Origin of the sequence: Serratia ureilytica (genome assembly GCF_013375155.1) — a bacterium.
GTDB classification, from domain to species: Bacteria; Pseudomonadota; Gammaproteobacteria; order Enterobacterales; family Enterobacteriaceae; genus Serratia; species Serratia ureilytica.
Window position 1 is genome coordinate 150,326 of record NZ_JABXOF010000006.1, and the last position, 20,191, is coordinate 170,516.

General features: G+C 62.3%; 24 protein-coding genes. 17 read left to right on the forward strand and 7 right to left on the reverse strand.

Features of this window, described 5'->3' with window-relative positions; all coding sequences use genetic code 11:
• Window positions 1-92 precede the first annotated feature (92 nt).
• The gene (locus HWW83_RS12845) at window positions 93-1,148 is read right to left on the reverse strand and encodes a permease (RefSeq protein WP_089197616.1); all 1,056 of its coding nucleotides are present in this window, start codon (window positions 1,146-1,148) and stop codon (window positions 93-95) included.
• Between the two features lie 227 nt (window positions 1,149-1,375).
• Here HWW83_RS12845 and phnF point away from each other — a divergent pair, with 227 nt between their 5' ends.
• From phnF to phnP, 11 genes are read left to right on the forward strand one after another with little or no spacing between them, the layout of a single operon-like run.
• Window positions 1,376-2,104: a phosphonate metabolism transcriptional regulator PhnF gene (gene phnF, locus HWW83_RS12850; RefSeq protein ID WP_015376439.1), complete on the forward strand. Its 729-nt coding sequence runs from the start codon at window positions 1,376-1,378 to the stop codon at window positions 2,102-2,104.
• Window positions 2,105-2,548, forward strand: a complete 444-nt coding sequence (gene phnG / locus HWW83_RS12855; RefSeq protein ID WP_019453314.1) for a phosphonate C-P lyase system protein PhnG — start codon at window positions 2,105-2,107, stop codon at window positions 2,546-2,548.
• Window positions 2,549-2,551: 3 nt separating this feature from the next.
• Entirely contained in the window at window positions 2,552-3,133 is a 582-nt protein-coding gene (gene phnH / locus HWW83_RS12860; protein WP_069100499.1) for a phosphonate C-P lyase system protein PhnH, read from the forward strand.
• On the forward strand, window positions 3,133-4,218 hold the full coding sequence (locus HWW83_RS12865; RefSeq protein WP_033641675.1) for a carbon-phosphorus lyase complex subunit: 1,086 nt from the start codon (window positions 3,133-3,135) through the stop codon (window positions 4,216-4,218). The genes phnH and HWW83_RS12865 overlap by 1 nt, the downstream gene beginning before the upstream one ends.
• Window positions 4,211-5,071, forward strand: a complete 861-nt coding sequence (locus tag HWW83_RS12870) for an alpha-D-ribose 1-methylphosphonate 5-phosphate C-P-lyase PhnJ (protein WP_004933420.1) — start codon at window positions 4,211-4,213, stop codon at window positions 5,069-5,071. The genes HWW83_RS12865 and HWW83_RS12870 overlap by 8 nt, the downstream gene beginning before the upstream one ends.
• Entirely contained in the window at window positions 5,071-5,859 is a 789-nt protein-coding gene (phnK, locus tag HWW83_RS12875) for a phosphonate C-P lyase system protein PhnK (protein ID WP_060434012.1), read from the forward strand. Before HWW83_RS12870 ends, phnK begins: the two co-directional genes overlap by 1 nt.
• A 16-nt stretch (window positions 5,860-5,875) precedes the next feature.
• Entirely contained in the window at window positions 5,876-6,580 is a 705-nt protein-coding gene (phnL, locus tag HWW83_RS12880) for a phosphonate C-P lyase system protein PhnL (RefSeq protein WP_033641673.1), read from the forward strand.
• Window positions 6,580-7,716: an alpha-D-ribose 1-methylphosphonate 5-triphosphate diphosphatase gene (gene phnM / locus HWW83_RS12885; protein WP_048796086.1), complete on the forward strand. Its 1,137-nt coding sequence runs from the start codon at window positions 6,580-6,582 to the stop codon at window positions 7,714-7,716. Before phnL ends, phnM begins: the two co-directional genes overlap by 1 nt.
• Window positions 7,716-8,285 carry a ribose 1,5-bisphosphokinase gene (gene phnN, locus HWW83_RS12890; RefSeq protein ID WP_176589353.1) on the forward strand — a complete coding sequence of 190 codons (570 nt, stop codon included), beginning with the start codon at window positions 7,716-7,718 and terminating at the stop codon, window positions 8,283-8,285. The genes phnM and phnN overlap by 1 nt, the downstream gene beginning before the upstream one ends.
• Window positions 8,282-8,884, forward strand: a complete 603-nt coding sequence (locus HWW83_RS12895; RefSeq protein WP_064290800.1) for a DapH/DapD/GlmU-related protein — start codon at window positions 8,282-8,284, stop codon at window positions 8,882-8,884. The genes phnN and HWW83_RS12895 overlap by 4 nt, the downstream gene beginning before the upstream one ends.
• 12 nt (window positions 8,885-8,896) lie before the next feature.
• Window positions 8,897-9,679, forward strand: coding sequence for a phosphonate metabolism protein PhnP (gene phnP / locus HWW83_RS12900; protein ID WP_033641671.1), 783 nt, complete (start codon window positions 8,897-8,899; stop codon window positions 9,677-9,679).
• On the opposite strand, the gene HWW83_RS12905 is transcribed toward phnP, so the two are convergent.
• Together HWW83_RS12905 and HWW83_RS12910 are read right to left on the reverse strand one after the other, a co-directional pair.
• Window positions 9,636-10,268 carry an NAD(P)H-binding protein gene (locus tag HWW83_RS12905; RefSeq protein WP_176589354.1) on the reverse strand — a complete coding sequence of 211 codons (633 nt, stop codon included), beginning with the start codon at window positions 10,266-10,268 and terminating at the stop codon, window positions 9,636-9,638. The two genes, phnP and HWW83_RS12905, sit on opposite strands and share 44 nt — an antisense overlap.
• Window positions 10,269-10,298: 30 nt before the next feature.
• Complete coding sequence (locus tag HWW83_RS12910; RefSeq protein ID WP_069100496.1) at window positions 10,299-10,739, reverse strand: YhbP family protein; 441 nt, start codon at window positions 10,737-10,739, stop codon at window positions 10,299-10,301.
• 433 nt (window positions 10,740-11,172) lie between these two features.
• Between HWW83_RS12910 and speFL the strand changes: the two genes are divergently transcribed.
• The 4 genes from speFL to HWW83_RS12930 all read left to right on the forward strand — a co-directional run bounded on the left by speFL (window position 11,173) and on the right by HWW83_RS12930 (window position 15,486).
• The gene (gene speFL / locus HWW83_RS12915) at window positions 11,173-11,277 is read left to right on the forward strand and encodes a leader peptide SpeFL (protein WP_004933443.1); all 105 of its coding nucleotides are present in this window, start codon (window positions 11,173-11,175) and stop codon (window positions 11,275-11,277) included.
• A 275-nt stretch (window positions 11,278-11,552) separates the two neighbouring features.
• Window positions 11,553-13,715, forward strand: coding sequence for an ornithine decarboxylase SpeF (gene speF, locus HWW83_RS12920; protein WP_069100495.1), 2,163 nt, complete (start codon window positions 11,553-11,555; stop codon window positions 13,713-13,715).
• 62 nt (window positions 13,716-13,777) lie between these two features.
• Entirely contained in the window at window positions 13,778-15,094 is a 1,317-nt protein-coding gene (gene potE, locus HWW83_RS12925; protein ID WP_033648789.1) for a putrescine-ornithine antiporter, read from the forward strand.
• Between the two features lie 86 nt (window positions 15,095-15,180).
• Window positions 15,181-15,486, forward strand: coding sequence for a GIY-YIG nuclease family protein (locus HWW83_RS12930; protein WP_139120340.1), 306 nt, complete (start codon window positions 15,181-15,183; stop codon window positions 15,484-15,486).
• Here HWW83_RS12930 and HWW83_RS12935 read toward each other — a convergent pair.
• Both HWW83_RS12935 and ubiT read right to left on the reverse strand, forming a co-directional pair.
• Window positions 15,473-15,976 (reverse strand): GNAT family N-acetyltransferase, encoded by a 504-nt coding sequence (locus HWW83_RS12935; RefSeq protein WP_021504238.1) that lies wholly within the window; start codon window positions 15,974-15,976, stop codon window positions 15,473-15,475. The genes HWW83_RS12930 and HWW83_RS12935 overlap by 14 nt on opposite strands.
• Window positions 15,970-16,491: a ubiquinone anaerobic biosynthesis accessory factor UbiT gene (gene ubiT, locus HWW83_RS12940; protein ID WP_033644181.1), complete on the reverse strand. Its 522-nt coding sequence runs from the start codon at window positions 16,489-16,491 to the stop codon at window positions 15,970-15,972. The genes HWW83_RS12935 and ubiT overlap by 7 nt, the downstream gene beginning before the upstream one ends.
• Window positions 16,492-16,749: 258 nt before the next feature.
• Here ubiT and ubiU point away from each other — a divergent pair, with 258 nt between their 5' ends.
• Window positions 16,750-17,745: a ubiquinone anaerobic biosynthesis protein UbiU gene (ubiU, locus tag HWW83_RS12945; protein ID WP_047572964.1), complete on the forward strand. Its 996-nt coding sequence runs from the start codon at window positions 16,750-16,752 to the stop codon at window positions 17,743-17,745.
• An 11-nt stretch (window positions 17,746-17,756) separates the two neighbouring features.
• Window positions 17,757-18,635: a U32 family peptidase gene (locus HWW83_RS12950; RefSeq protein WP_033641665.1), complete on the forward strand. Its 879-nt coding sequence runs from the start codon at window positions 17,757-17,759 to the stop codon at window positions 18,633-18,635.
• 128 nt (window positions 18,636-18,763) lie between these two features.
• Here HWW83_RS12950 and HWW83_RS12955 read toward each other — a convergent pair whose 3' ends face one another.
• Together HWW83_RS12955 and HWW83_RS12960 are read right to left on the reverse strand one after the other, a co-directional pair.
• A complete protein-coding gene (locus HWW83_RS12955; RefSeq protein WP_033641664.1) occupies window positions 18,764-19,306 on the reverse strand; it encodes a chorismate mutase in 543 nt (180 codons plus the stop codon).
• Window positions 19,307-19,319: 13 nt separating this feature from the next.
• Window positions 19,320-20,108 carry an alpha/beta hydrolase gene (locus HWW83_RS12960; protein ID WP_060660030.1) on the reverse strand — a complete coding sequence of 263 codons (789 nt, stop codon included), beginning with the start codon at window positions 20,106-20,108 and terminating at the stop codon, window positions 19,320-19,322.
• Window positions 20,109-20,191: the final 83 nt, after the last annotated feature.

Genomic DNA, 20,191 nt, shown 5'->3' on the forward strand with positions numbered 1-20,191 from the left:
GGAGAAGCGTTAACTCACTGACGCCATTGGTCCGCTTTACCGGTTGTTAAACGTGGCCATTGCCGTCTCCTTCTTGAGACAGCAACGGTAAATTACACCAACCCCATCCCCACCACGCCGGTCAGCATGCCGCACAGCGCCACCAGCGCCGCCGTCAGGCACAGCGCGCGGGCGGAGAAGGCCTTGTTGAGCATCAGCAGCGAAGGCAGGCTGACCGCCGGCAAGGTCATCAGCAGCGCCAGCGCCGGGCCGGCGCCCATGCCCGCCAGCATCATGGTCTGTACGATCGGAATTTCCGCCGCGGTGGGGATAACAAACAGGCAGCCGACGATCGCCAGAGCAACGATCCACAGCAGGCTATTGTCGACGGCGCCGTCGGCATGCGGGAACAGCCAGACCCGCGCCGCCCCCAGCGCCAGCACCGCCAACACGTAGATCGGGATGGTCGACCAAAACAGCGCCCACAGCGCTTTGCCCCAGCGGGCGAGGAACGGCCGCTCATCGCTCTGCGCCGTCAGCACCAAAGGCTGCGGCGCGGCGGGTTGCGGATCGTTGGCGGTCACGCGCTGCACCAGCCAGGCGATGCCCAGCACCATCACCACGCCCGCCACCAGGCGGATGGCGGCGAACGGCCAACCGAGCACAAACCCCATGAACACCAGCGTCGCCGGGTTCAATACCGGGTTGGCGAGCCAAAAGGCCAGCGCGGCACCGCTGGACACCGACTGGCGGCGCATGCCGGCGGCAACCGGCGCGGCGCAGCAGGTACACATCATGCCCGGCAGCGCGATCAGCGCCCCCAGCACGGTGCCGGAAAAACGCCGGTGGCCGAGCGTGCGCGCCAGCCAGTCGCGCGGGATCAGCACCTGCACCAGCGAACCTAACAGCACCCCGAGCAGCGCCGCCTTCCATACCGCGGTGAAGTAGACCAGCGCGTACTGCCAGGCCGCCAGCCAGGGGCTCGCGGCGCCGTCGGCCAGGATCGATTTGCCGATCGAGTGGCTGTCCGCCGCCACGAACGCCTTGCCGTAGTAAGGCTGCCATTTGACGTAGTAGAGGCCAACGGCCACCACCAGCAGAAACAGGATCGGTTTCCACAGCGGCCAGGCGCGTGGGGCGTGTTCAGGGGCGTTTAGAGGTTGCGGCATGGTCGCGGCCAGAGTCAGTCAACAGAGGCGCCAGCATAGCGCGCCGTCGCCGCCCGTGCACGCCCGGGCTGTCCTAAATAGTTCATCTGTTCGCCACCGACGCGTAACGCGATTGTCATCTGCGCCCGGCACCATGATGCCAACTTGAAAACCACAGGGTAGACGCCCGATGAAACGCACCGCTTTCGCCTTCATCGCACAGCCATCGGTATGACGAGGTTTTTATTATGATGGAGTTATCTAGACATCCGACCACTTACCCCACGCGCTATCAGCAGATCGCCGCGCAGCTGGAACAGGAGCTGCGCACGCAATACCGCTGCGGCGACTACCTGCCTTCGGAACAGCAGCTGGCCGAGCGTTATCAGGTCAATCGCCACACCCTGCGCCGCGCGGTGGATCAGCTGGTGGAGCGCGGCTGGCTGCAGCGCCGCCACGGCGTCGGCATTCTGGTGCTGATGCGGCCTTACGACTACCCGCTGCACGCCAATACCCGCTTCAGCCAGAACCTGTTCGAGCAGGGTAGCCATCCCACCAGTGAGCGCTTACTCGCTGTCTTGCGCCCGTGCAATGGGCATGTCGCCAGCGCACTCTCGCGTGAAGAAGGCGAAATGGTAATCCACCTGCGCACTCTGCGCCGGGTCAACGGCGTGCCGATGAGCGTCATCGACCACTATCTGCCCGATCTGGACTGGTGGCCGGCGCTGCAGCAGTTCCACAGCGGTTCGCTGCACCAGTTTATCGAACAGCACCTGCAGCAGCCGCTGACCCGCCGCCAGACGCGCATCAGCGCGCGCCGTGCGCAGGCTAAAGAGAGCCGGCTGCTGGAGATCGCCACCCACGCGCCGCTGCTGTGCGTGCGCACCCTTAACGTCCGCAGCGGCGGCGAAGACGTGGCGGAATACTCCGTCAGCCTGGCCCGCGCCGACATGATTGAACTGACGATGGAGCACTGAATGCAAGCCTTAGAGTCGAGACAACGCTGGATGTCGGTGCTGGCGCACAGCCGGCCCGAGCAGCTGCGCAGCCACTGGCAGGCGCTGAACCTCAGCCCGGGTTACCGCAGCATCCGCGCGCCGGAGATCGGTCTGGCCCAGCTGCAGGGGCGCATGGGCGCCACCGGCCGCCGCTTCGTATTGGGGGACATGACGGTCACCCGCGCGGTGGTGCAGCTGGACAACGGCGGCTACGGCTACAGCTATATCGCCGGGCGCGACAAGGCGCACGCCGAGCTGTGCGCGCTGGCCGATGCGCTGCTGCAACAGCCGGAACACGGCGAACGCCTGCAACAACAGCTGATCGCGCCGCTGGCCGCGCTGCAGCACGAACAGCGCCAGCTGCGCGCCCGGGCGATCGCCGCCAGCCGGGTGGACTTCTTTACGCTGGTGCGAGGGGATTAAGCCATGAGTTTATTGACCGGTTTTGAACAACCGATAGACCAATCGCAGCACGCTTTTCGTTTGATTCTTAAAGCCTTGAGCGAACCGGGCCACCGGGTGACGCTGCCGGCCGGCACGGCCTGGGCGCCGCTGAACGCCGCCAGCACCGCCGCGCTGCTGACGCTGGCCGATCAGGAAACGCCGCTGCTGCTGTGCGCTGCGCTTAAAAGTGAGCAAGTGCTAACAAACATTCGTTTTCACAGCGGCGCGCCGCTGGCCGCCACGGCGCAGGAGGTCTGTTTTGCCCTGTTCGATGAGCAGCTGCAGGCCGCCGATCTGCAGGCGTTGCCGCACGGCACGGAAATCTCGCCGGAATGCGGCGCCACGGTGGTGGTGCAGCTTGCTGAGCTGGAGAACGGCGCCGCGCTGCGCCTGACCGGCCCCGGCATCGAGAGCCAACGCCTGATAGCGCCGCGCCTGCCGCCGGCACTGCTGGATTACCTGGTCAACCGCCCGCAGCGCTTCCCGCTGGGGCTGGATATCTTGCTGACCTGCGGCGATCGCCTGCTGGCGATCCCGCGGACCACCCGCGTGGAGGTGTGCTGATGTACGTAGCGGTAAAAGGGGGCGAAAAAGCCATTGAGGCCGCCCATCAGCTGCAGGAACAGCTGCGGCGCGGCGACGAGGCGCTGCCGGCGATCGGCGCGGAACACATCGAACAGCAGCTGGGGCTGGCGGTGGATCGGGTGATGACCGAAGGCGGCATCTACGATCGCGAGCTGGCGGCGCTGGCCATCAAACAGGCCAGCGGCGATCTGGTGGAGGCGATCTTCCTGCTGCGCGCCTATCGCACCACCCTGCCGCGCCTGGCGGTCAGCGAGCCGCTGGCCAGCGAAAACATGCGGCTGGAGCGGCGCATCTCGGCGGTTTACAAGGACTTGCCCGGCGGGCAGGTGCTGGGGCCAACCTACGACTACACCCACCGGCTGCTGGACTTCGCGCTGCTGGCGGAAGGCGAGGCGCCGCGCGCGCCGCAGGCCGACGAACCGCTGCCGGACAACTGCAGCCACGTGTTCGATCTGTTGTGTCGCCAGCAGCTGGCGCGGGAGGAACAGGACGACGGCAGCGCGCCGGACGACATCACCCGCAACCCGCCGGTCTACCCCTGCTCGCGCTCGGCGCGCCTGCAGCAGCTGGTGCGCGGCGACGAAGGTTTTCTGCTGGCGCTCGGCTACGCCACCCAGCGCGGCTACGGCCGCAACCACCCGTTCGCCGGCGAGATCCGCACCGGCCACGTTTCGGTGGAGATCGTGCCTGAAGAGCTCGGTTTCGCCATCGATATCGGCGAAATCCTGCTGACCGAGTGCGAAATGGTCAACGGCTTCGTCGATCCCAAGGACCATCCGCCGCACTTCACCCGCGGTTACGGGCTGGTGTTCGGCCGCGCCGAACGCAAGGCGATGGCGATGGCGCTGGTGGACCGCGCATTGCAAAGCCCGGACTACGGCGAAGGCGTCGCCGGCCCGGCGCAGGACGAAGAGTTCGTGCTGGCCCACGCCGACAACGTCGAGGCCGCCGGCTTCGTCTCCCATCTCAAGCTGCCGCACTACGTCGACTTCCAGGCCGAACTGGAGCTGCTCAAGCGGCTGCGACAGGAATACAGCGAGCGTCAGGAGGCCCGCGATGAGTGAAGTATTGACCGGCTATAACCTCGGTTATCTGGACGAGCAGACCAAGCGCATGATCCGCCGCGCTATCCTGAAGGCGGTGGCGATCCCCGGCTATCAGGTGCCGTTCGGCGGCCGCGAGATGCCGATGCCCTACGGCTGGGGCACCGGCGGCATTCAGCTCACCGCCAGCGTTATCGGCCGCGCCGACGTGCTGAAGGTGATAGACCAGGGGGCCGACGACACCACCAATGCGGTGTCGATCCGCCGCTTCTTCCAGCGCGTCGCCGGGGTGGAAACCACCGAACGCACGCCGGAGGCCACGCTGATTCAAACCCGTCACCGCATTCCGGAAACCGCGCTGCGCGAAGACCAGATCCTGATCTATCAGGTGCCGATCCCGGAGCCGCTGCGCTTTATCGAACCGCGCGAAACCGAGACCCGCAAGATGCACGCCCTGGAGGAGTACGGCGTGATGCAGGTGAAGCTGTATGAGGACATCGCGCGCTACGGCCATATCGCCACCACCTACGCCTACCCGGTGAAGGTCAACGATCGCTACGTGATGGATCCGTCGCCGATCCCGAAATTCGACAACCCGAAAATGCACATGATGCCGGCGCTACAGCTGTTCGGCGCCGGGCGCGAGAAACGCATCTACGCCCTGCCGCCGTTCACCAAGGTGGAGAGCCTGGACTTCGACGACCATCCGTTCAGCGTGCAGCAGTGGGACGAACCCTGCGCGCTGTGCGGCTCGCGCCACAGCTATCTGGACGAGGTGGTGCTCGACGATCGGGGCAACCGCATGTTCGTCTGTTCGGACACCGACTACTGCCGGCAGCAGCTGGCGCAATCTTCGCAAGAGGCGCAGCACTGATGACTTCCACCCCTTTGAGCACCACCCCGCTGCTGTCGGTGAACCGGCTCACCCACCTGTACGCCCCCGGCAAGGGCTTCAGCGACGTGTCATTCGACATCTACCCCGGTGAAGTGCTGGGCATCGTCGGCGAATCCGGCTCCGGCAAAACCACGCTGCTGAAGTCGATCTCGGCGCGGCTGGCGCCGCAGCACGGGCAGATCCTTTACCGCCCACAGGCGGGCCAGGAACAGGATCTGTACGCCATGGCAGAGAGCGATCGCCGCCGCCTGCTGCGCACCGACTGGGGCGTGGTGCACCAGCACCCGCTCGACGGGCTGCGGCCGCAGGTCTCCGCCGGCGGCAACATCGGCGAGCGGCTGATGGCCATCGGCCAGCGCCACTATGGCGACATTCGCCGCCAGGCCGGCCAGTGGCTGGAAGACGTCGAAATCCCGCTGTCGCGCCTCGACGATCTGCCGACCACCTTCTCCGGCGGCATGCAGCAGCGGCTGCAGATCGCCCGCAATCTGGTGACCCACCCCAAGCTGGTGTTTATGGATGAGCCGACCGGCGGGCTGGACGTGTCGGTGCAGGCGCGCCTGCTCGATCTGCTGCGCAACCTGGTGGTGGAGATGCAGCTGGCGGCGGTGATCGTCACCCACGATCTCGGCGTGGCGCGGCTGCTGGCCCACCGTCTGCTGGTGATGAAACAGGGCGAAGTGGTGGAGAGCGGCCTGACCGATCGGGTGCTGGACGATCCACACCATCCTTACACCCAGCTGCTGGTTTCTTCGGTGCTGTCGTAACCCAAGGCGATAACAGATGACTATGCAAATCCGAGTTGAACATCTCAGTAAAACCTTTGTGCTGCATCAGCAGTACGGCACCCGCCTGCCGGTGCTGCACGACGCCAACCTGACGGTCCACGGCGGCGAATGCGTGGTGCTGCACGGCCACTCCGGCAGCGGCAAGTCCACCCTGCTGCGCTCGCTGTACGCCAACTACCTGCCGGACAGCGGCCATATCTGGATCAACCACCAGGGCGACTGGCTGGACATGGTCAGCGCCGACGCGCGCCAGATTCTGGCGGTGCGCCGCCATACGCTGGGCTGGGTCAGCCAATTCCTGCGGGTGATCCCGCGCATCAGCGCGCTGGAGGTGGTGATGCAGCCGCTGCTGGAACAGGGCGTCGAGCGCGCCGAATGCCGCGACCGCGCCGAAGCGCTGCTCGCCGCGCTCAACGTGCCGCATCGCCTGTGGCCGCTGGCGCCGTCCACCTTCTCCGGCGGCGAACAGCAACGGGTGAACATCGCGCGCGGCTTTATCGTCGATTACCCCATTCTGTTGCTGGACGAACCGACCGCCTCGCTCGACAGCCGCAACAGCGCGGCGGTGGTACAGCTTATCGAACGCGCCAAGGCGCGCGGCGCGGCGATCGTCGGCATTTTCCATGATGAAGGCGTCCGCCGACAGGTCGCCGACCGGCTTTATGACATGCAGGCGCCACAGGCGCTGGAGGCCCTCTGATGATCGTCAATAACGTTAAGCTGGTGCTGGATGACCAGGTGGTGCAAGGCTCGCTGGAGATGCAGGACGGCGTGATCCGCAGCTTCGCCGACGGCCCGAGCCGGCTGCCGCAGGCGCTGGACGGCGACGGCGGCTGGCTGCTGCCGGGGCTGATCGAGCTGCACACCGACAACCTGGACAAGTTTTTCACCCCGCGCCCGAACGTCGACTGGCCGGCCCATTCGGCGATGAGCAGCCACGATGCGCTGATGGTGGCCAACGGCATCACCACGGTGCTGGACGCGGTGGCGATAGGCGACGTGCGCGACGGCGGCCACCGGCTGGAAAACCTGCAGAAGATGATCGATGCGGTGATCCACAGCCAGCGCGCCGGGGTGAACCGCGCCGAGCACCGGCTGCACCTGCGCTGCGAGCTGCCGCACGAGAGCACGCTGCCGCTGTTCGAACAGCTGATGGACAAGCCGGGCGTGTCGCTGGTGTCGCTGATGGACCATTCGCCGGGCCAGCGCCAGTTCGCCTCGCGCGAAAAGTACCGCGAATATTATCAGGGCAAATACCACCTCAACGATCAGCAGATGAGCGAGTACGAGGCGCAGCAGGTCGCCCTGTCCGCCCGCTGGGCCGCGCCGAACCGCGAGGCGATCGCCGCCCACTGCCGCGCACGCCGCATCTCGCTGGCCAGCCATGACGATGCCACCGCCGCGCACGTGGCCGAATCCTGCGCGCTGGGCAGCGCCATCGCCGAGTTCCCCACCACCGAGGCGGCCGCCCGCGCTTCGCACCAGCAGGGCCTGCAGGTGCTGATGGGCGCGCCGAACATCGTGCGCGGCGGTTCCCACTCCGGCAACGTGGCGGCGCACCACCTGGCGGCGCTGGGCGTGCTGGATATTCTCTCTTCCGATTATTACCCGGCCAGCCTGCTGGATGCGGCGTTTCGCCTCGCGGCGGACGAACGCAACGCCTACGATCTGCCCCAGGCGGTGCGCATGATCACCCGCAACCCGGCGCGGGCGCTGGATCTGCAGGATCGCGGCACCCTCGCCGAAGGGCTGCGGGCGGATCTGGTGCTGGCGCGGCCGCACGGCGAGCACGTTTACGTGCAGAACGTGTGGCGCCAGGGCAGGCAGGTGTTCTGATGGCGCGGCTCATCTACCTGGTGGGGCCTTCCGGCGCAGGCAAGGACAGCCTGCTTGCCGCACTGCGGGCCGACGCCGACCGCGCGCCGCTGGTGGCGCACCGTTACATCACCCGGCCGGCGGACGCCGGCTGCGAGAATCACATCGCGCTGAGCGAACCGGAATTTCTGCGCCGCCGCGCCAAGGGGCTATTCGCGCTCGACTGGCAGGCCCACCAGCAACACTACGCGTTCGGGATCGAAGTGGATCTTTGGTTGCTGCAGGGGATCGACGTGGCGGTCAACGGTTCGCGCGCCCACCTGCCGCAGGCGCAGCAGCGCTATGGTGCGCAGCTGCTGCCGGTATGCCTGCAGGTCAACGCCGCGATCCTGCGCCGGCGCCTGCAGGATCGGGGGCGAGAAAGCGCCGAACAGATCGAGCAGCGGCTGGCGCGGGCGGCGGAATATCAGCAGAGTCTGCCCGCCGGCTGCCGGGTGCTGCACAACGACGGCCCACTCGACGACACCCTGGCGGCGCTGCTGGCGCTGCTGCCCACCCCTACCCGACAAGCTCAGGATGCGACGCCATGAACGACTTTGCCCAGCCGAAAATCGGCGACAACGTGACCCTTAACCGCACCCGGCTCGGCCAGTATGTGCACCTGGCCGACGATGCGATCCTGGAAGAGGTGGAGATGGGGGACTACTCCTACACCGCCGGGCACAACCAGATTTTTTACGCCACCCTCGGCAAGTTCGTCTCCATCGCCTCCTATGCGCGCATCAATCCCGGCAACCACCCGACCTACCAGCGCATCGCGCAGCATCACTTCACCTACCGCGCTTCCGAATACGGGCTGGGGGAAGACGACGCGGCGTTCTTCGACTGGCGGCGCGAGCACCACGTTACCGTCGGCCACGACGTGTGGATCGGCCATAACGCCATCCTGATGCCGGGCGTCAGCGTCGGCAACGGCGCGGTGATCGGCAGCGCGGCGGTGGTCACCAAAGACGTGGAGCCCTACAGCATCGTCGCCGGCGTGGCGGCCAAAAAGATCGGCATGCGCTTTGACGACGCGCTGATAGAACGCATCGAACGCAGCCAGTGGTGGCACTGGGATCACGCCACGCTGCAGGCGCGGCTGGCGGATTTTCGCGACATCAACCGCTTTGCCCAGAAGTACCTTTAACGGAGGGGAGCGATGCAACTGACCTTTCTCGGCACCGGCGGCGCGCAGCAGGTGCCGGTGTTCGGCTGCGACTGCCTGATCTGCCAACGGGCGCGGCGCGAGCCGGCATTTCGGCGGCGCGCGTGCAGCGCCATGCTTAACTATCAGGGGGAAACGACCTTATTGGATGCGGGATTGCCGGCTTTGGAGCGGCGATTTTCGGCGGGGCAAATTCAACGTTTTTTACTGACACATTACCACATGGATCACGTTCAGGGGTTATTTCCTTTGCGTTGGGGGTGCGGAAATTCCATTCCGGTGTATGGCCCACCGGATGAACAGGGCTGCGACGATCTGTTCAAACACCCGGGCATTCTGGCGTTTCAGCCGCCGCTGGCGCCCTTCGCCACCGTCGAACTGGGCGGCATGCGCATCACCCCGCTGCCGCTGCAACACTCCAAACTGACCCACGGCTACCTGATCCAGGCGGCGGGCGCTGCGCTGGCCTACCTGACCGACACCGTCGGCCTGCCGCCGGCCACCGCCGACTATCTGCAGAACGTGGCGCTGGATCTGCTGGTGCTCGATTGCAGCCTGCCGCCTCAGCCGCAGGCGCCGCGCAACCACAACGACCTGACCCGCGCGCAGGAGACGCAGCGGTTGCTGCAGCCCAAACGCACGCTGCTGACGCACATCAGCCATCATCTCGATCTGTGGCTGCTGGACAACGAACTGCCCGCCGGGCTGGAGCTGGCGTTCGACCACCTCAGCGTCAGCCTCGGTAGCAGTGCAGCCGATCCGACTCCAGCACCCTGACCCCTTCGCCCGGCGTGAACGCCTGCTGCAGCAGCGTTTGCGCCACGTCTTTGGCGGCGACGGCGCGCCATTTGCCGGGCAGCAGCCTGAACAACGGCAGCAAGAGGCGCTCCATCAGGCGCGGCGCAGGGCGATCCCCCACCAGCATGGAAGGCCGCACCAGCGTCAGGCGCGGCCAGCGCTGTTCGCGCAGCGCCTGCTCCATCTCGCCTTTGGTGCGGTTATACAGGAAGGTGGAATCCGCGTTGGCGCCCAACGCGCTCACCACCAGACAGTGCTGCGCCCCCAACCGGCGGCCGGTCAGCGCACTCTCCACCACCAGTTGGTAATCGACGTAGCGGAAGGCATCGGCGCTGCCCGCCGCCTGGCGGGTGGTACCCAGGCAGCAGAACACCAGATCGACCGGCTGCTGCAGGCCGCTCAGCAGCTCGAACAGCGCATCGCCGACCGGGTTGGTCAGCTTGTCGTGCGGCGGCAGCGGCGTGCGCGTCGGCGCCACAATGGCCGTTATCTGCGGATCGCTTTGTAACAACTGCAGCAACTCGCGCCCCACCAGCCCGGTTGCGCCGACTAACAGTGCTCGCGCCATGCGATCTCCCGTTGTAATCAATACGTCGACTTAAAGTATAGACCGCGCCCAATGCAGCTTCTTGCCGAAGCCGAGGGTGTTGTCGGTCATCTTCACCTCGTGCAGATCCAGCCGCCATACCGAGGCCTTCATCGCCCTGGCGATCGGGAAGCGCTTGCAGTAACGCGCGCGCGCCGCCTCAGCCTCTTCGCCGCTCAGCAGCACCGCCTCGGCGCGGTACTGCACGCCGCGGATCAGCGCGATGCTTTTCGGCTTCGGCGCGATGGTGCCGACCACCCGGCCGTTGTTCAGCATCAGCCCGCCGTGGCGGGTGTGCGGTTCGGTCATCAGCCACAGCGCCATCGTCGCGGTGTCGAACACGTAAAAACAGTTGGCGCACCACATGTCGAGACCGTCGCCGGCGCACAGCGTTAGGACATGTTGCTTGCCGATGAAATCCGCAATCTGTTGCCGTTGTTCTGGGGTATTCAAGGTTACTCGCCTCCCGGTTCACTCACTTCATCTTACCCTGCGTTGTTGAAGCGAGTCACAAATAACGATAATCACCAAAAATCCCATGCGAATATAAAATCACAATATCTGTATTTTTACTCACTTCAACATCGGGCGGGTTTATAACATAAAAAAAACAAACCGGATTTATTTGATCGTTAGGCAACCGATTAATTGCGCCATTCTTTTATTCCCATCCTGACGGCACGCAAATTTAGCGCGTCTGCCCGGCGCCGATTAGCAATTTATTTACATGCTCATTTGTCTGCCAGGCCGCAGTTTATGCAACTCACTGCATAATCAATGAATAGTTATTTATAAACACCGGCATTTATGTGATGAAAATCACGATTTTCTGCCCATCTTGCGTTAAAATAGCGCCATCTTTTCACTCAGCAAGGTGGATTAGAAAATGGAAAACAATAATCGAAAAATGGCGCACATCAGGCGCACAACCCATATTATGATGATGGCTCATCGCAGCTGCTTTAGTTTCGCATTCTTCAACTACAGATAACCCTCACCCCCTCGCTCTTACGCCGTTGTTAAGAGTGTCTTTGCGTTTCACTTTATTCTCCGCACTCCGGTGATAATGTCTTTCCCCCGCAAACCGGGAAGGGCGCGCAATACATTTTTAATACCGTAAAAGAGCCTCCAAGAAAAATAAAACAAAGAACACAGTTAATGTCTTAGGGCATCACTGGGTTCTCGTACACCTTTATTTTCGTGAAGGCGTTAGCGGCAAATGGAATTATTTGCCGACGGCGCGCCTTTGCCTGAAGAATGAGAAAAATGAAAAAATTAAAAATTGCCGCCAACACCCAAACCCTCGGCTGCTTTGAAACTGAACGCGACATCGTCGATGTGCACCACAGCGATTTTAATGACGTCGCCGCCATCGTGCTGTCGGTAGAAGACATCGCGCAAGGCATGGTGGTGCGCATCGAAGAGCACGGCCTGAACATTCCGCTGTTCGTCGCCGTCTGCTGCGAAGAAGAGCTGGATAACGCCGTATTGCCGGCGCTGCACGGTGTGTTTGAGCTGTGCGGCAAGAATACCCAGTTCTACGGCAAACAGCTGGAGGCCGCCGCCGCCAAGTATGAGAGCGAGCTGCTGCCGCCGTTCTTCAATACGCTGACGCAGTACGTGGAAATGGGCAACGCCACCTTCGCCTGCCCCGGCCACCAGGGCGGCGAGTTCTTCCGCAAACATCCGGCGGGCCGCCAGTTCTTCGACTTCTACGGCGAAACGCTTTTCCGCTCCGACATGTGCAACGCCGACGTCAAACTGGGCGATCTGTTGATCCACGAAGGCGCGCCTTGCGCGGCGCAGCAGCACGCCGCCAAGGTGTTCAACGCCGACAAGACCTACTTCGTGCTCAACGGCACCTCGGCCTCGAACAAGGTGGCGACCAACGCCCTGCTGACGCGCGGCGATCTGGTGCTGTTTGACCGCAACAACCATAAATCCAACCACCACGGCGCGTTGATCCAGGCCGGCGCCACGCCGGTTTATCTGGAAACCGCGCGCAACCCGTTCGGCTTTATCGGCGGCATCGACGCGCACTGCTTCGACGAGCGCTACCTGCGCCAGCAGATCCGCGAAGTGGCGCCGGAACGCGCCAACGAAGCCCGCCCGTTCCGCCTCGCGATCATCCAGCTCGGCACCTACGACGGCACTATCTACAACGCCCGTCAGGTGGTCGACAAGATTGGCCACCTGTGCGATTACATCCTGTTCGACTCCGCCTGGGTGGGCTATGAGCAGTTCATTCCGATGATGAAAGACTGCTCGCCGCTGCTGCTGGAGCTGAACGAGAACGATCCCGGCATCATCGTCACCCAGTCGGTGCACAAGCAGCAGGCCGGCTTCTCGCAAACCTCGCAGATCCACAAAAAAGACAAGCATATCAAGGGGCAGAGCCGCTACTGCAACCACAAGCGCTTCAACAACGCCTTTATGCTGCACGCCTCCACCAGCCCGTTCTATCCGCTGTTCGCCGCGCTGGACGTCAACGCCAAGATGCACGAGGGCAAGAGCGGCCAGCGCCTGTGGCAAGAATGTGTGCGCGTGGGCATCGAAGCGCGCAAAATGCTGCTGGATACCTGCACGATGATCAAACCGTTCGTGCCGGATCAGATCGACGGCAAGCCGTGGCAAGCCTATGACACCGCGGCGATGGCCAACGATCTGCGCTTCTTCAACTTCGTGCCCGGCGAAAAATGGCACGCTTTTGAGGGCTATGCCGAATCGCAGTACTTCGTCGATCCGTGCAAACTGCTGCTCACCACGCCGGGCATCGATACCGCGACCGGCAGCTACAGCGAGTTCGGCATCCCGGCGACCATTCTGGCCAACTACCTGCGCGAAAACGGCATCGTGCCGGAAAAATGCGACCTCAACTCGATCCTGTTCCTGCTGACGCCGGCGGAAGACATCGCCAAGATGCAACACCTGGTGGCCCTGATCGCCCGCTTCGAGAAGCACATCGAGCAAAACTCCCTGCTCAGCGAGGTGCTGCCTGCGGTCTATAAAAACCACCAGCAGCGCTACAAAAACTACACCATCCGCCAGCTGTGCCAGGAAATGCACGACCTTTACGTCAGCTACGACGTTAAAGAACTGCAAAAAGAGATGTTCCGCAAAAGTTATTTCCCGCGCGTGGTGATGAATCCGCAGGACGCCAATACCGAGTTTGTACGCGGCAACGTGGAATTGGTCTCGCTGGCCAAGGCCGAGGGCCGCATCGCCGCCGAAGGCGCCCTGCCTTACCCGCCTGGCGTGCTGTGCGTCGTGCCCGGTGAAATTTGGGGCGGCGCCGCGCAGCGTTATTTCCTGGCATTGGAAGAAGGCATCAACTTATTGCCGGGATTCGCGCCGGAACTGCAGGGCGTTTATATCCAACAGGATGAGGACGGCTGGAACCGCGCTTACGGCTACGTCATGAAAAATTAATCACCTTACGGGGCGGCGATTATTCTCGCCGCCCGGATCGCATCCTAAAAGAGAAAATGATCATGAGTAAGTCCAATAATAAAATGGGGGTCGTGCAATTAACGATCCTGACCGCCGTGAATATGATGGGTTCCGGCATAATTATGCTGCCGACCAAGCTGGCCGAAGTGGGCACGATTTCGATCGTTTCCTGGCTGGTGACCGCCGTCGGCTCGATGGCGCTGGCCTACGCGTTCGCCAAATGCGGCATGTTCAGCCGTAAATCCGGCGGCATGGGCGGCTACGCCGAATACGCCTTCGGTAAATCAGGCAACTTCATGGCGAACTACACCTACGGCGTTTCGCTGCTGATCGCCAATATCGCCATCGCCATTTCCGCCGTCGGCTACGGCACCGAGCTGTTCGACACCACGCTCAGCCCGCTCGGGATCTGTATCGCCACCATCGGCGTGCTGTGGCTGGCGACCGTCGCTAACTTCGGCGGCGCGCGCATCACCGGCAAAATCAGCGGCATCACCGTCTGGGGCGTGATCATTCCGGTGGTGGGCATCTCGGTCATCGGCTGGTACTGGTTCAGCGGCAGCGCTTACGTCGCCGCCTGGAACCCGCATCAGGTGCCGACCTTCGAAGCCATCGGCGCCTCGATCTCAATGACCCTGTGGGCGTTCCTGGGGCTGGAATCCGCCTGCGCCAACACCGACGTGGTGGAAAACCCGGAGCGCAACGTGCCGATCGCCGTACTGGGCGGCACCCTCAGCGCGGCGGTGATCTATATCGTTTCGACCAACGTGATCGCCGGCATTGTGCCGAACATGGATCTGGCCAATTCCACCGCCCCGTTCGGGCTGGCGTTCTCCCACATGTTCAACCCAACGGTCGGCAAGATTATCATGGCGTTGATGGTCATGTCCTGCGTCGGCTCGCTGCTCGGCTGGCAGTTCACCATCGCTCAGGTGTTCAAATCCTCCGCCGACAGCGGCTTCTTCCCGAAAATCTTCTCCAAGCTGAGCAAGGCCGACGCGCCGGTTAAAGGCATGCTGACCATCGTCGTCATCCAGAGCGGTTTGTCGCTGATGACCATCAGCCCGTCGCTGAACAAGCAGTTCAACGTGCTGGTGAACCTGGCGGTGGTGACCAACATCATCCCTTACATCCTGTCGATGGCGGCGCTGGTCATTATTCAGAAAGTGGCGAAGGTGCCGGACAACAAGGCGCGCATCGCCAATATCATCGCCGGCATCGGCGCGCTGTACAGCTTCTATGCGCTTTACAGCTCCGGTGAGGAAGCGATGATGTGGGGCGCCATCGCCACCTTCCTCGGCTGGACGCTGTACGGCATTGTCTCGCCGCGCTTCGAGCTGGCGGGAAAAAAGGGGTAAAGCGGTAAGGCTCCGGCGGCCGGGGATGGGATTGTGACGGCGAACATGCCATCATACGCCGACCCTGGCCACCGAAACGGCGTACGATGACCGACACTACCCCCACTCCCTGGCACCTCTACATGCTGCGTTTACCGAGCGGCATGCTGTATACCGGCATCACCACCGACGTGGCGCGCCGCCTGGCGCAACATCAAGCCGGCAAAGGCGCCAAGGCGCTGCGTGGTAAAGGGGAGCTGACGCTGGCGTTTCACTGCCAGGTGGGGGATCGCTCAACGGCGCTGAAGCTGGAATACCGCGTCAAACAGCTGAGCAAAATACAAAAAGAGCGGCTGGTGAATCACCCGCCGCTGTCGTTGGAGTCTCTATTGCCGGTCGTTAAAAGCGATTAAACGGCGCCGAAAACGCCACTTCGCCGCTGACGCCATTCAGAGCGTCTTGCGCCAGCGGATACACCTGGAATGCGCTTTCCGTGTCCGGCCAGCGACAATTCAGGCCATAGGCGGCGGCCGGTTTGAAACCGAAGCGGCCGTAATAGGCCGGATCGCCCAGCACCACCACCGCGGCGTAGCTGAATTCGTTCAGCGAATCCAACCCCTCGTACACCAGCTTTTCAGCCAGCCCCTGACGGCGCAGGCTTTCATCTACCGCCAGCGGCGCCAGCGCCACCCATTGGCGATCTTCGCCGGCCACATCCACCGGGCTGAACGCGGCATAACCCACTACGCCGCCTTCGTCGTCAGTGGCGACCACGCCCAGCGTCAGCAGGCCGTCTTCGCGCAGCTGCTGCACCAGATCGGCTTCATCGTCGCGGCCAAAGGCGCGGCGCAGCAAGGCATCGATGCCCGCCGCGTCTACCGGTATCTCTACGCGGATCAGCATGATGCCGCCACACGGGAAGCCGACGCCGTGCCCTCCTGCAGCCCTGCTTCGACAAAATCAGCCAACTGCAACAGCCCCATGCGCAGCGGCGCAGGCATGCTTTCCAGCTCAATGGCGTCCATCAAATTTTTCACATACAGGCCCAATTCGGTATCCCCTTCAATCTGCAGCCGACGCTGAAAGAACAGCGTATCCGGATCTTGCTTACGCGCCGCGATCAGGATCAGATCGTTGGCGTCGCCGCTGAAGCTGACGTCCGCTTCGGCGTGCTGGCTGACCACCAGTTTGTCGTTTTCTACCGTCATAAACCATTGTAGCGCCAGATCGCGAACTTCGATCTTTAACCAGCGCGATTCGAGAAATTCCAGATCGCCATCCGCCAATGCCTGGCGGAACTGCCAGCTCAGCACCTGTTGCAGCAGTTGGCGCTGCAGAGCGAACGGCGTGAATTTCAGCGGGATGCGCAGCAGCGACGGCCCCTGGCGCACAAGGCGTGCTCGTAGTTGTTCCAACACGGTCATCCACTCCTTTCAATACGGACTACCGCTATTTTGCCACACTGACGCGCGGCTTCAGCGGTCTATATCAACAAATAGTGCATTTCACCGCCATGTTTATCAATACGCCATAAGCTGCCTCAAATCAAAACCCGTGCGCGCCCCTTTGCCTAAAATGGCCTCCCCGATTCGCGTTTGCCGGCGGAACACCGTCGTCGGCAACCTTTAAAGACAGCGTGCGCCCGGCCGGGCGTACGGCTAAGCCAGGATAAATCTATGGAGCTGCTTTGTCCCGCCGGCAACCTGCCGGCCCTGAAGGCCGCGGTGGATAACGGCGCCGATGCCGTTTACATCGGGCTGAAAGACGATACCAACGCGCGCCACTTCGCCGGCCTCAACTTCACCGAGAAAAAGCTGCAGGAAGCGGTCGATTACGTGCATCGCCACGGCCGCAAACTGCATATCGCCATCAACACCTTCGCCCATCCCGACGGCTACGCCCGCTGGCAGCGTGCGGTGGATATGGCCGCCCAACTGGGCGCCGACGCGTTGATTCTGGCGGATCTGGCGATGCTGGAATACGCCGCCCAGCGCTACCCGCAGCTGGAGCGCCACGTTTCGGTGCAGGCTTCCGCCACCAATGAGGAGGCGATCCGTTTCTACCAGCGCAACTTCGAGGTCGGCCGGGTGGTGCTGCCGCGGGTGCTGTCGATGCACCAGGTGAAACAGCTGGCGCGCACCAGCCCGGTGCCGCTGGAAGTGTTCGCCTTCGGCAGCCTGTGCATCATGGCCGAGGGGCGCTGCTACCTCTCCTCCTACCTGACCGGCGAGTCGCCGAACACCGTCGGCGCCTGTTCGCCGGCGCGTTTCGTGCGCTGGCAGCAAACCGCACAGGGCATGGAGTCGCGCCTGAACGACGTGCTGATCGACCGCTATCAGGACCACGAAAACGCCGGTTACCCGACGCTGTGCAAGGGCCGCTATCTGGTGGACGACGTGCGCTACCACGCGCTGGAAGAGCCTACCAGCCTCAATACCCTGGAGCTGCTGCCGGAGTTGCTGGCCGCCAACATCGCTTCGGTGAAGATCGAAGGCCGCCAGCGCAGCCCGGCTTACGTCAGCCAGGTGGCGCGCGTCTGGCGCCAGGCGATCGACCATTGCCAGGCCGATCCGGCCGCCTACCGCGCCGACGCCGCCTGGATGGAGACGCTGGGCGCGATGTCCGAAGGCACCCAAACCACGCTGGGCGCCTATCACCGCAAATGGCAGTAGCCGGAGGAAACATGAAATACGCACTCGGGCCGGTACTCTACTACTGGCCGAAAAACGACATCGCAACGTTCTATCAACAGGCAGCGGACAGCAGCGCCGACATCATTTATCTCGGCGAGAGCGTCTGCGCCAAGCGCCGCGAGATGAAGGTCGGCGATTGGCTGGCGCTGGCGCGCGAAATCGCCCGCAGTGGTAAACAGGTGGTGATCTCCACGCTGGCGCTGCTGCAGGCGCCGTCCGAACTGAATGAGCTGAAACGCTATGTGGAAAACGGCGAGTTCCTGTTTGAAGCCAACGATCTGGGCGCGGTGAACATGGCGGCGGAGCGCGGCTTGCCGTTCGTCGCCGGCCATGCGCTGAACTGTTACAACGCCTATACCCTGCGCCTGCTGCGCCGTCAGGGCATGATCCGCTGGTGCATGCCGGTCGAGCTGTCGCGCGACTGGCTGGCCAATCTGCTGACGCAGTGCGACGAGCTGGGCTTCCGCCACGACTTCGAGGTGGAGGTGCTGAGCTACGGCCATCTGCCGCTGGCCTATTCCGCGCGCTGCTTCACCGCCCGCTCGGAGAACCGCGGCAAGGACGAGTGCGAAACCTGCTGCATCAAGTATCCGCAGGGCCGCATGATGCGTTCGCAGGAACAACAGCAGGTGTTCGTACTCAACGGCATCCAGACGATGAGCGGTTACTGCTATAACCTCGGTAACGAGCTGCCGAACATGCAGGGGCTGGTGGACATCGTGCGGCTGTCGCCGCAGGGCGCCGAGACGCTGGCGCAGATCGATGCCTTCCGCGCCAACGAGCGCGGCGAGCAGCCGCTGGCCTTGACCGACCACGCCGACTGCAACGGCTACTGGCGCCGCGTGGCCGGGTTGGCGTTGGTGGGGTGATTGAGGCCGGCGCCGGGCTTTCCCTCGCCAGAGGAGCCTTTCAACGCCATTATTCGGCTGGCCGCCCGTGAGGAGAATGCGCCCGAAACCACACATCGGGCGCATTCAGCCAGAACAACGGCAGGCGATTACCCTTTCAACGCAATTCGCTTTAATGACTGCCACAGGCGTTCTTTATCGCCAACTTTCAGGTGGGTTTGTTCCAGGGATTTCATAAAAACAAACCTGTCATTAAAGCGCTCGCCTTTCTTCAATTTATTGCTGACGCTGGTCAAAATCTGGGTATTCAACCGGCTGATTTTCGCTCTCACACTGTCCAGCGATTCAGGCTGCCAGCCGTTTTCCGGCGCCGACAGCCAGTCTGCCCGGTAGCGATACTGAATCGCTTTGGCCGCATCCATTTGCGCCTGTATAAAAGGAGCCACCGACTTGCCATCCAATCCCAATGCTTCCGCCTCGCGGACTGAGTTGGCCAATACGTTGGCCTCCTGAGGCAAATCCTCAATGGCCAGATGGTTGTTTGCCTTATACCCGGCAACGTCTTTCATGTAAGACAATCGCTGGTTAATCAATGAGGCGGTCTCGTCGGTTTGAATAGGCTTTGCCACCGCCGTGATAGAGAAAAATAATCCAGCCAAAAGCAGCAACCCTCTCGTCACTTTAAAATCCATTTAACCTCTCCTGTCACAGCCCTGTTGGCAGTGGTTTTTGGCTCGCAACGAAATTCGCTATGCGTGCATAATCTTTTGCCACCGCCGGATGTTTGCGCCCGGGAAGAAACTCGAAGCTGCAGCGCTCGCCGTCTTTCACTAACTGCGACGCCAGATTCCTGACATTCAACCTTGGGTTATCCCCTATGCGCTGGAAGATCTCTTTCTCAAGATCGGTACTGTCCGGCTCCGCCCGCTCCTCGCGGCTGCCTAATAGCAGCGATAACCAATCAATGCTTGCGGCAAGCTTAGCGTCGCCTTCGGGCAGCACCGCGCCATTCGCCCACCAGAGCGCGGGACTGGCGGCAACATAGCGCTGAAAAGCCGTTTGATGATGAAACGCCACGTATAAGGTGAAATGCCCGCCAAACGAATGCCCCGCCAGCGTTTGCATTTGCTTATTGACCTTAAAACGACATTCGACCCACGGTTTGACGACATCCTGAATAAATCGATAAAATTGCTCCGCTCCGCCCCCGTCTTTAAAGCGTTCGCTGCCATCGCTCACCGTATAGTCGAATGTGCGAGCCGCCTTAATATCGACCCCCTCCTGATAACCGATTCCAATATAAAGCACAGGGGATACATCATCACCGTGATAACCCGCCTTAATTAGGGTCTCAAAGTGTCTGTTGGCATCTAAAAAATACAACGGATTTAATTCGTTGCACCCAACATGCCGTTTATCGCATGCCAGGAAGACCTTATATTTTTGTCCATGATATTCAAACAGAACCGTTTGAACGCTTAATTTACCCGTCATACATCATGCTCCTTCATATTTGTTACATAACGGCACCTATCTGAAACATCCCGTTTACAGACCAATCTCATGACTATGAGCGA

Excerpts from the sequence above, each read along its gene's own strand:
- HWW83_RS12895 (WP_064290800.1), top strand. The coding sequence starts at position 8,282 with ATGAACGACTTTGCCCAGCCGAAAATCGGCGACAACGTGACCCTTAAC.
- HWW83_RS12930 (WP_139120340.1), top strand. The coding sequence starts at position 15,181 with ATGACCGACACTACCCCCACTCCCTGGCACCTCTACATGCTGCGTTTA.
- HWW83_RS12870 (WP_004933420.1), top strand. The coding sequence starts at position 4,211 with ATGAGTGAAGTATTGACCGGCTATAACCTCGGTTATCTGGACGAGCAG.
- phnK (WP_060434012.1), top strand. The coding sequence starts at position 5,071 with ATGACTTCCACCCCTTTGAGCACCACCCCGCTGCTGTCGGTGAACCGG.
- phnL (WP_033641673.1), top strand. The coding sequence starts at position 5,876 with ATGACTATGCAAATCCGAGTTGAACATCTCAGTAAAACCTTTGTGCTG.
- potE (WP_033648789.1), top strand. The coding sequence starts at position 13,778 with ATGAGTAAGTCCAATAATAAAATGGGGGTCGTGCAATTAACGATCCTG.
- phnF (WP_015376439.1), top strand. The coding sequence starts at position 1,376 with ATGATGGAGTTATCTAGACATCCGACCACTTACCCCACGCGCTATCAG.
- speF (WP_069100495.1), top strand. The coding sequence starts at position 11,553 with ATGAAAAAATTAAAAATTGCCGCCAACACCCAAACCCTCGGCTGCTTT.
- HWW83_RS12960 (WP_060660030.1), bottom strand. The coding sequence starts at position 20,108 with ATGACGGGTAAATTAAGCGTTCAAACGGTTCTGTTTGAATATCATGGA.
- HWW83_RS12845 (WP_089197616.1), bottom strand. The coding sequence starts at position 1,148 with ATGCCGCAACCTCTAAACGCCCCTGAACACGCCCCACGCGCCTGGCCG.
- HWW83_RS12950 (WP_033641665.1), top strand. The coding sequence starts at position 17,757 with ATGAAATACGCACTCGGGCCGGTACTCTACTACTGGCCGAAAAACGAC.
- speFL (WP_004933443.1), top strand. The coding sequence starts at position 11,173 with ATGGAAAACAATAATCGAAAAATGGCGCACATCAGGCGCACAACCCAT.
- HWW83_RS12865 (WP_033641675.1), top strand. The coding sequence starts at position 3,133 with ATGTACGTAGCGGTAAAAGGGGGCGAAAAAGCCATTGAGGCCGCCCAT.
- HWW83_RS12935 (WP_021504238.1), bottom strand. The coding sequence starts at position 15,976 with ATGCTGATCCGCGTAGAGATACCGGTAGACGCGGCGGGCATCGATGCC.
- ubiU (WP_047572964.1), top strand. The coding sequence starts at position 16,750 with ATGGAGCTGCTTTGTCCCGCCGGCAACCTGCCGGCCCTGAAGGCCGCG.
- phnP (WP_033641671.1), top strand. The coding sequence starts at position 8,897 with ATGCAACTGACCTTTCTCGGCACCGGCGGCGCGCAGCAGGTGCCGGTG.
- phnH (WP_069100499.1), top strand. The coding sequence starts at position 2,552 with ATGAGTTTATTGACCGGTTTTGAACAACCGATAGACCAATCGCAGCAC.
- phnN (WP_176589353.1), top strand. The coding sequence starts at position 7,716 with ATGGCGCGGCTCATCTACCTGGTGGGGCCTTCCGGCGCAGGCAAGGAC.
- HWW83_RS12905 (WP_176589354.1), bottom strand. The coding sequence starts at position 10,268 with ATGGCGCGAGCACTGTTAGTCGGCGCAACCGGGCTGGTGGGGCGCGAG.
- HWW83_RS12955 (WP_033641664.1), bottom strand. The coding sequence starts at position 19,306 with ATGGATTTTAAAGTGACGAGAGGGTTGCTGCTTTTGGCTGGATTATTT.
- phnM (WP_048796086.1), top strand. The coding sequence starts at position 6,580 with ATGATCGTCAATAACGTTAAGCTGGTGCTGGATGACCAGGTGGTGCAA.
- phnG (WP_019453314.1), top strand. The coding sequence starts at position 2,105 with ATGCAAGCCTTAGAGTCGAGACAACGCTGGATGTCGGTGCTGGCGCAC.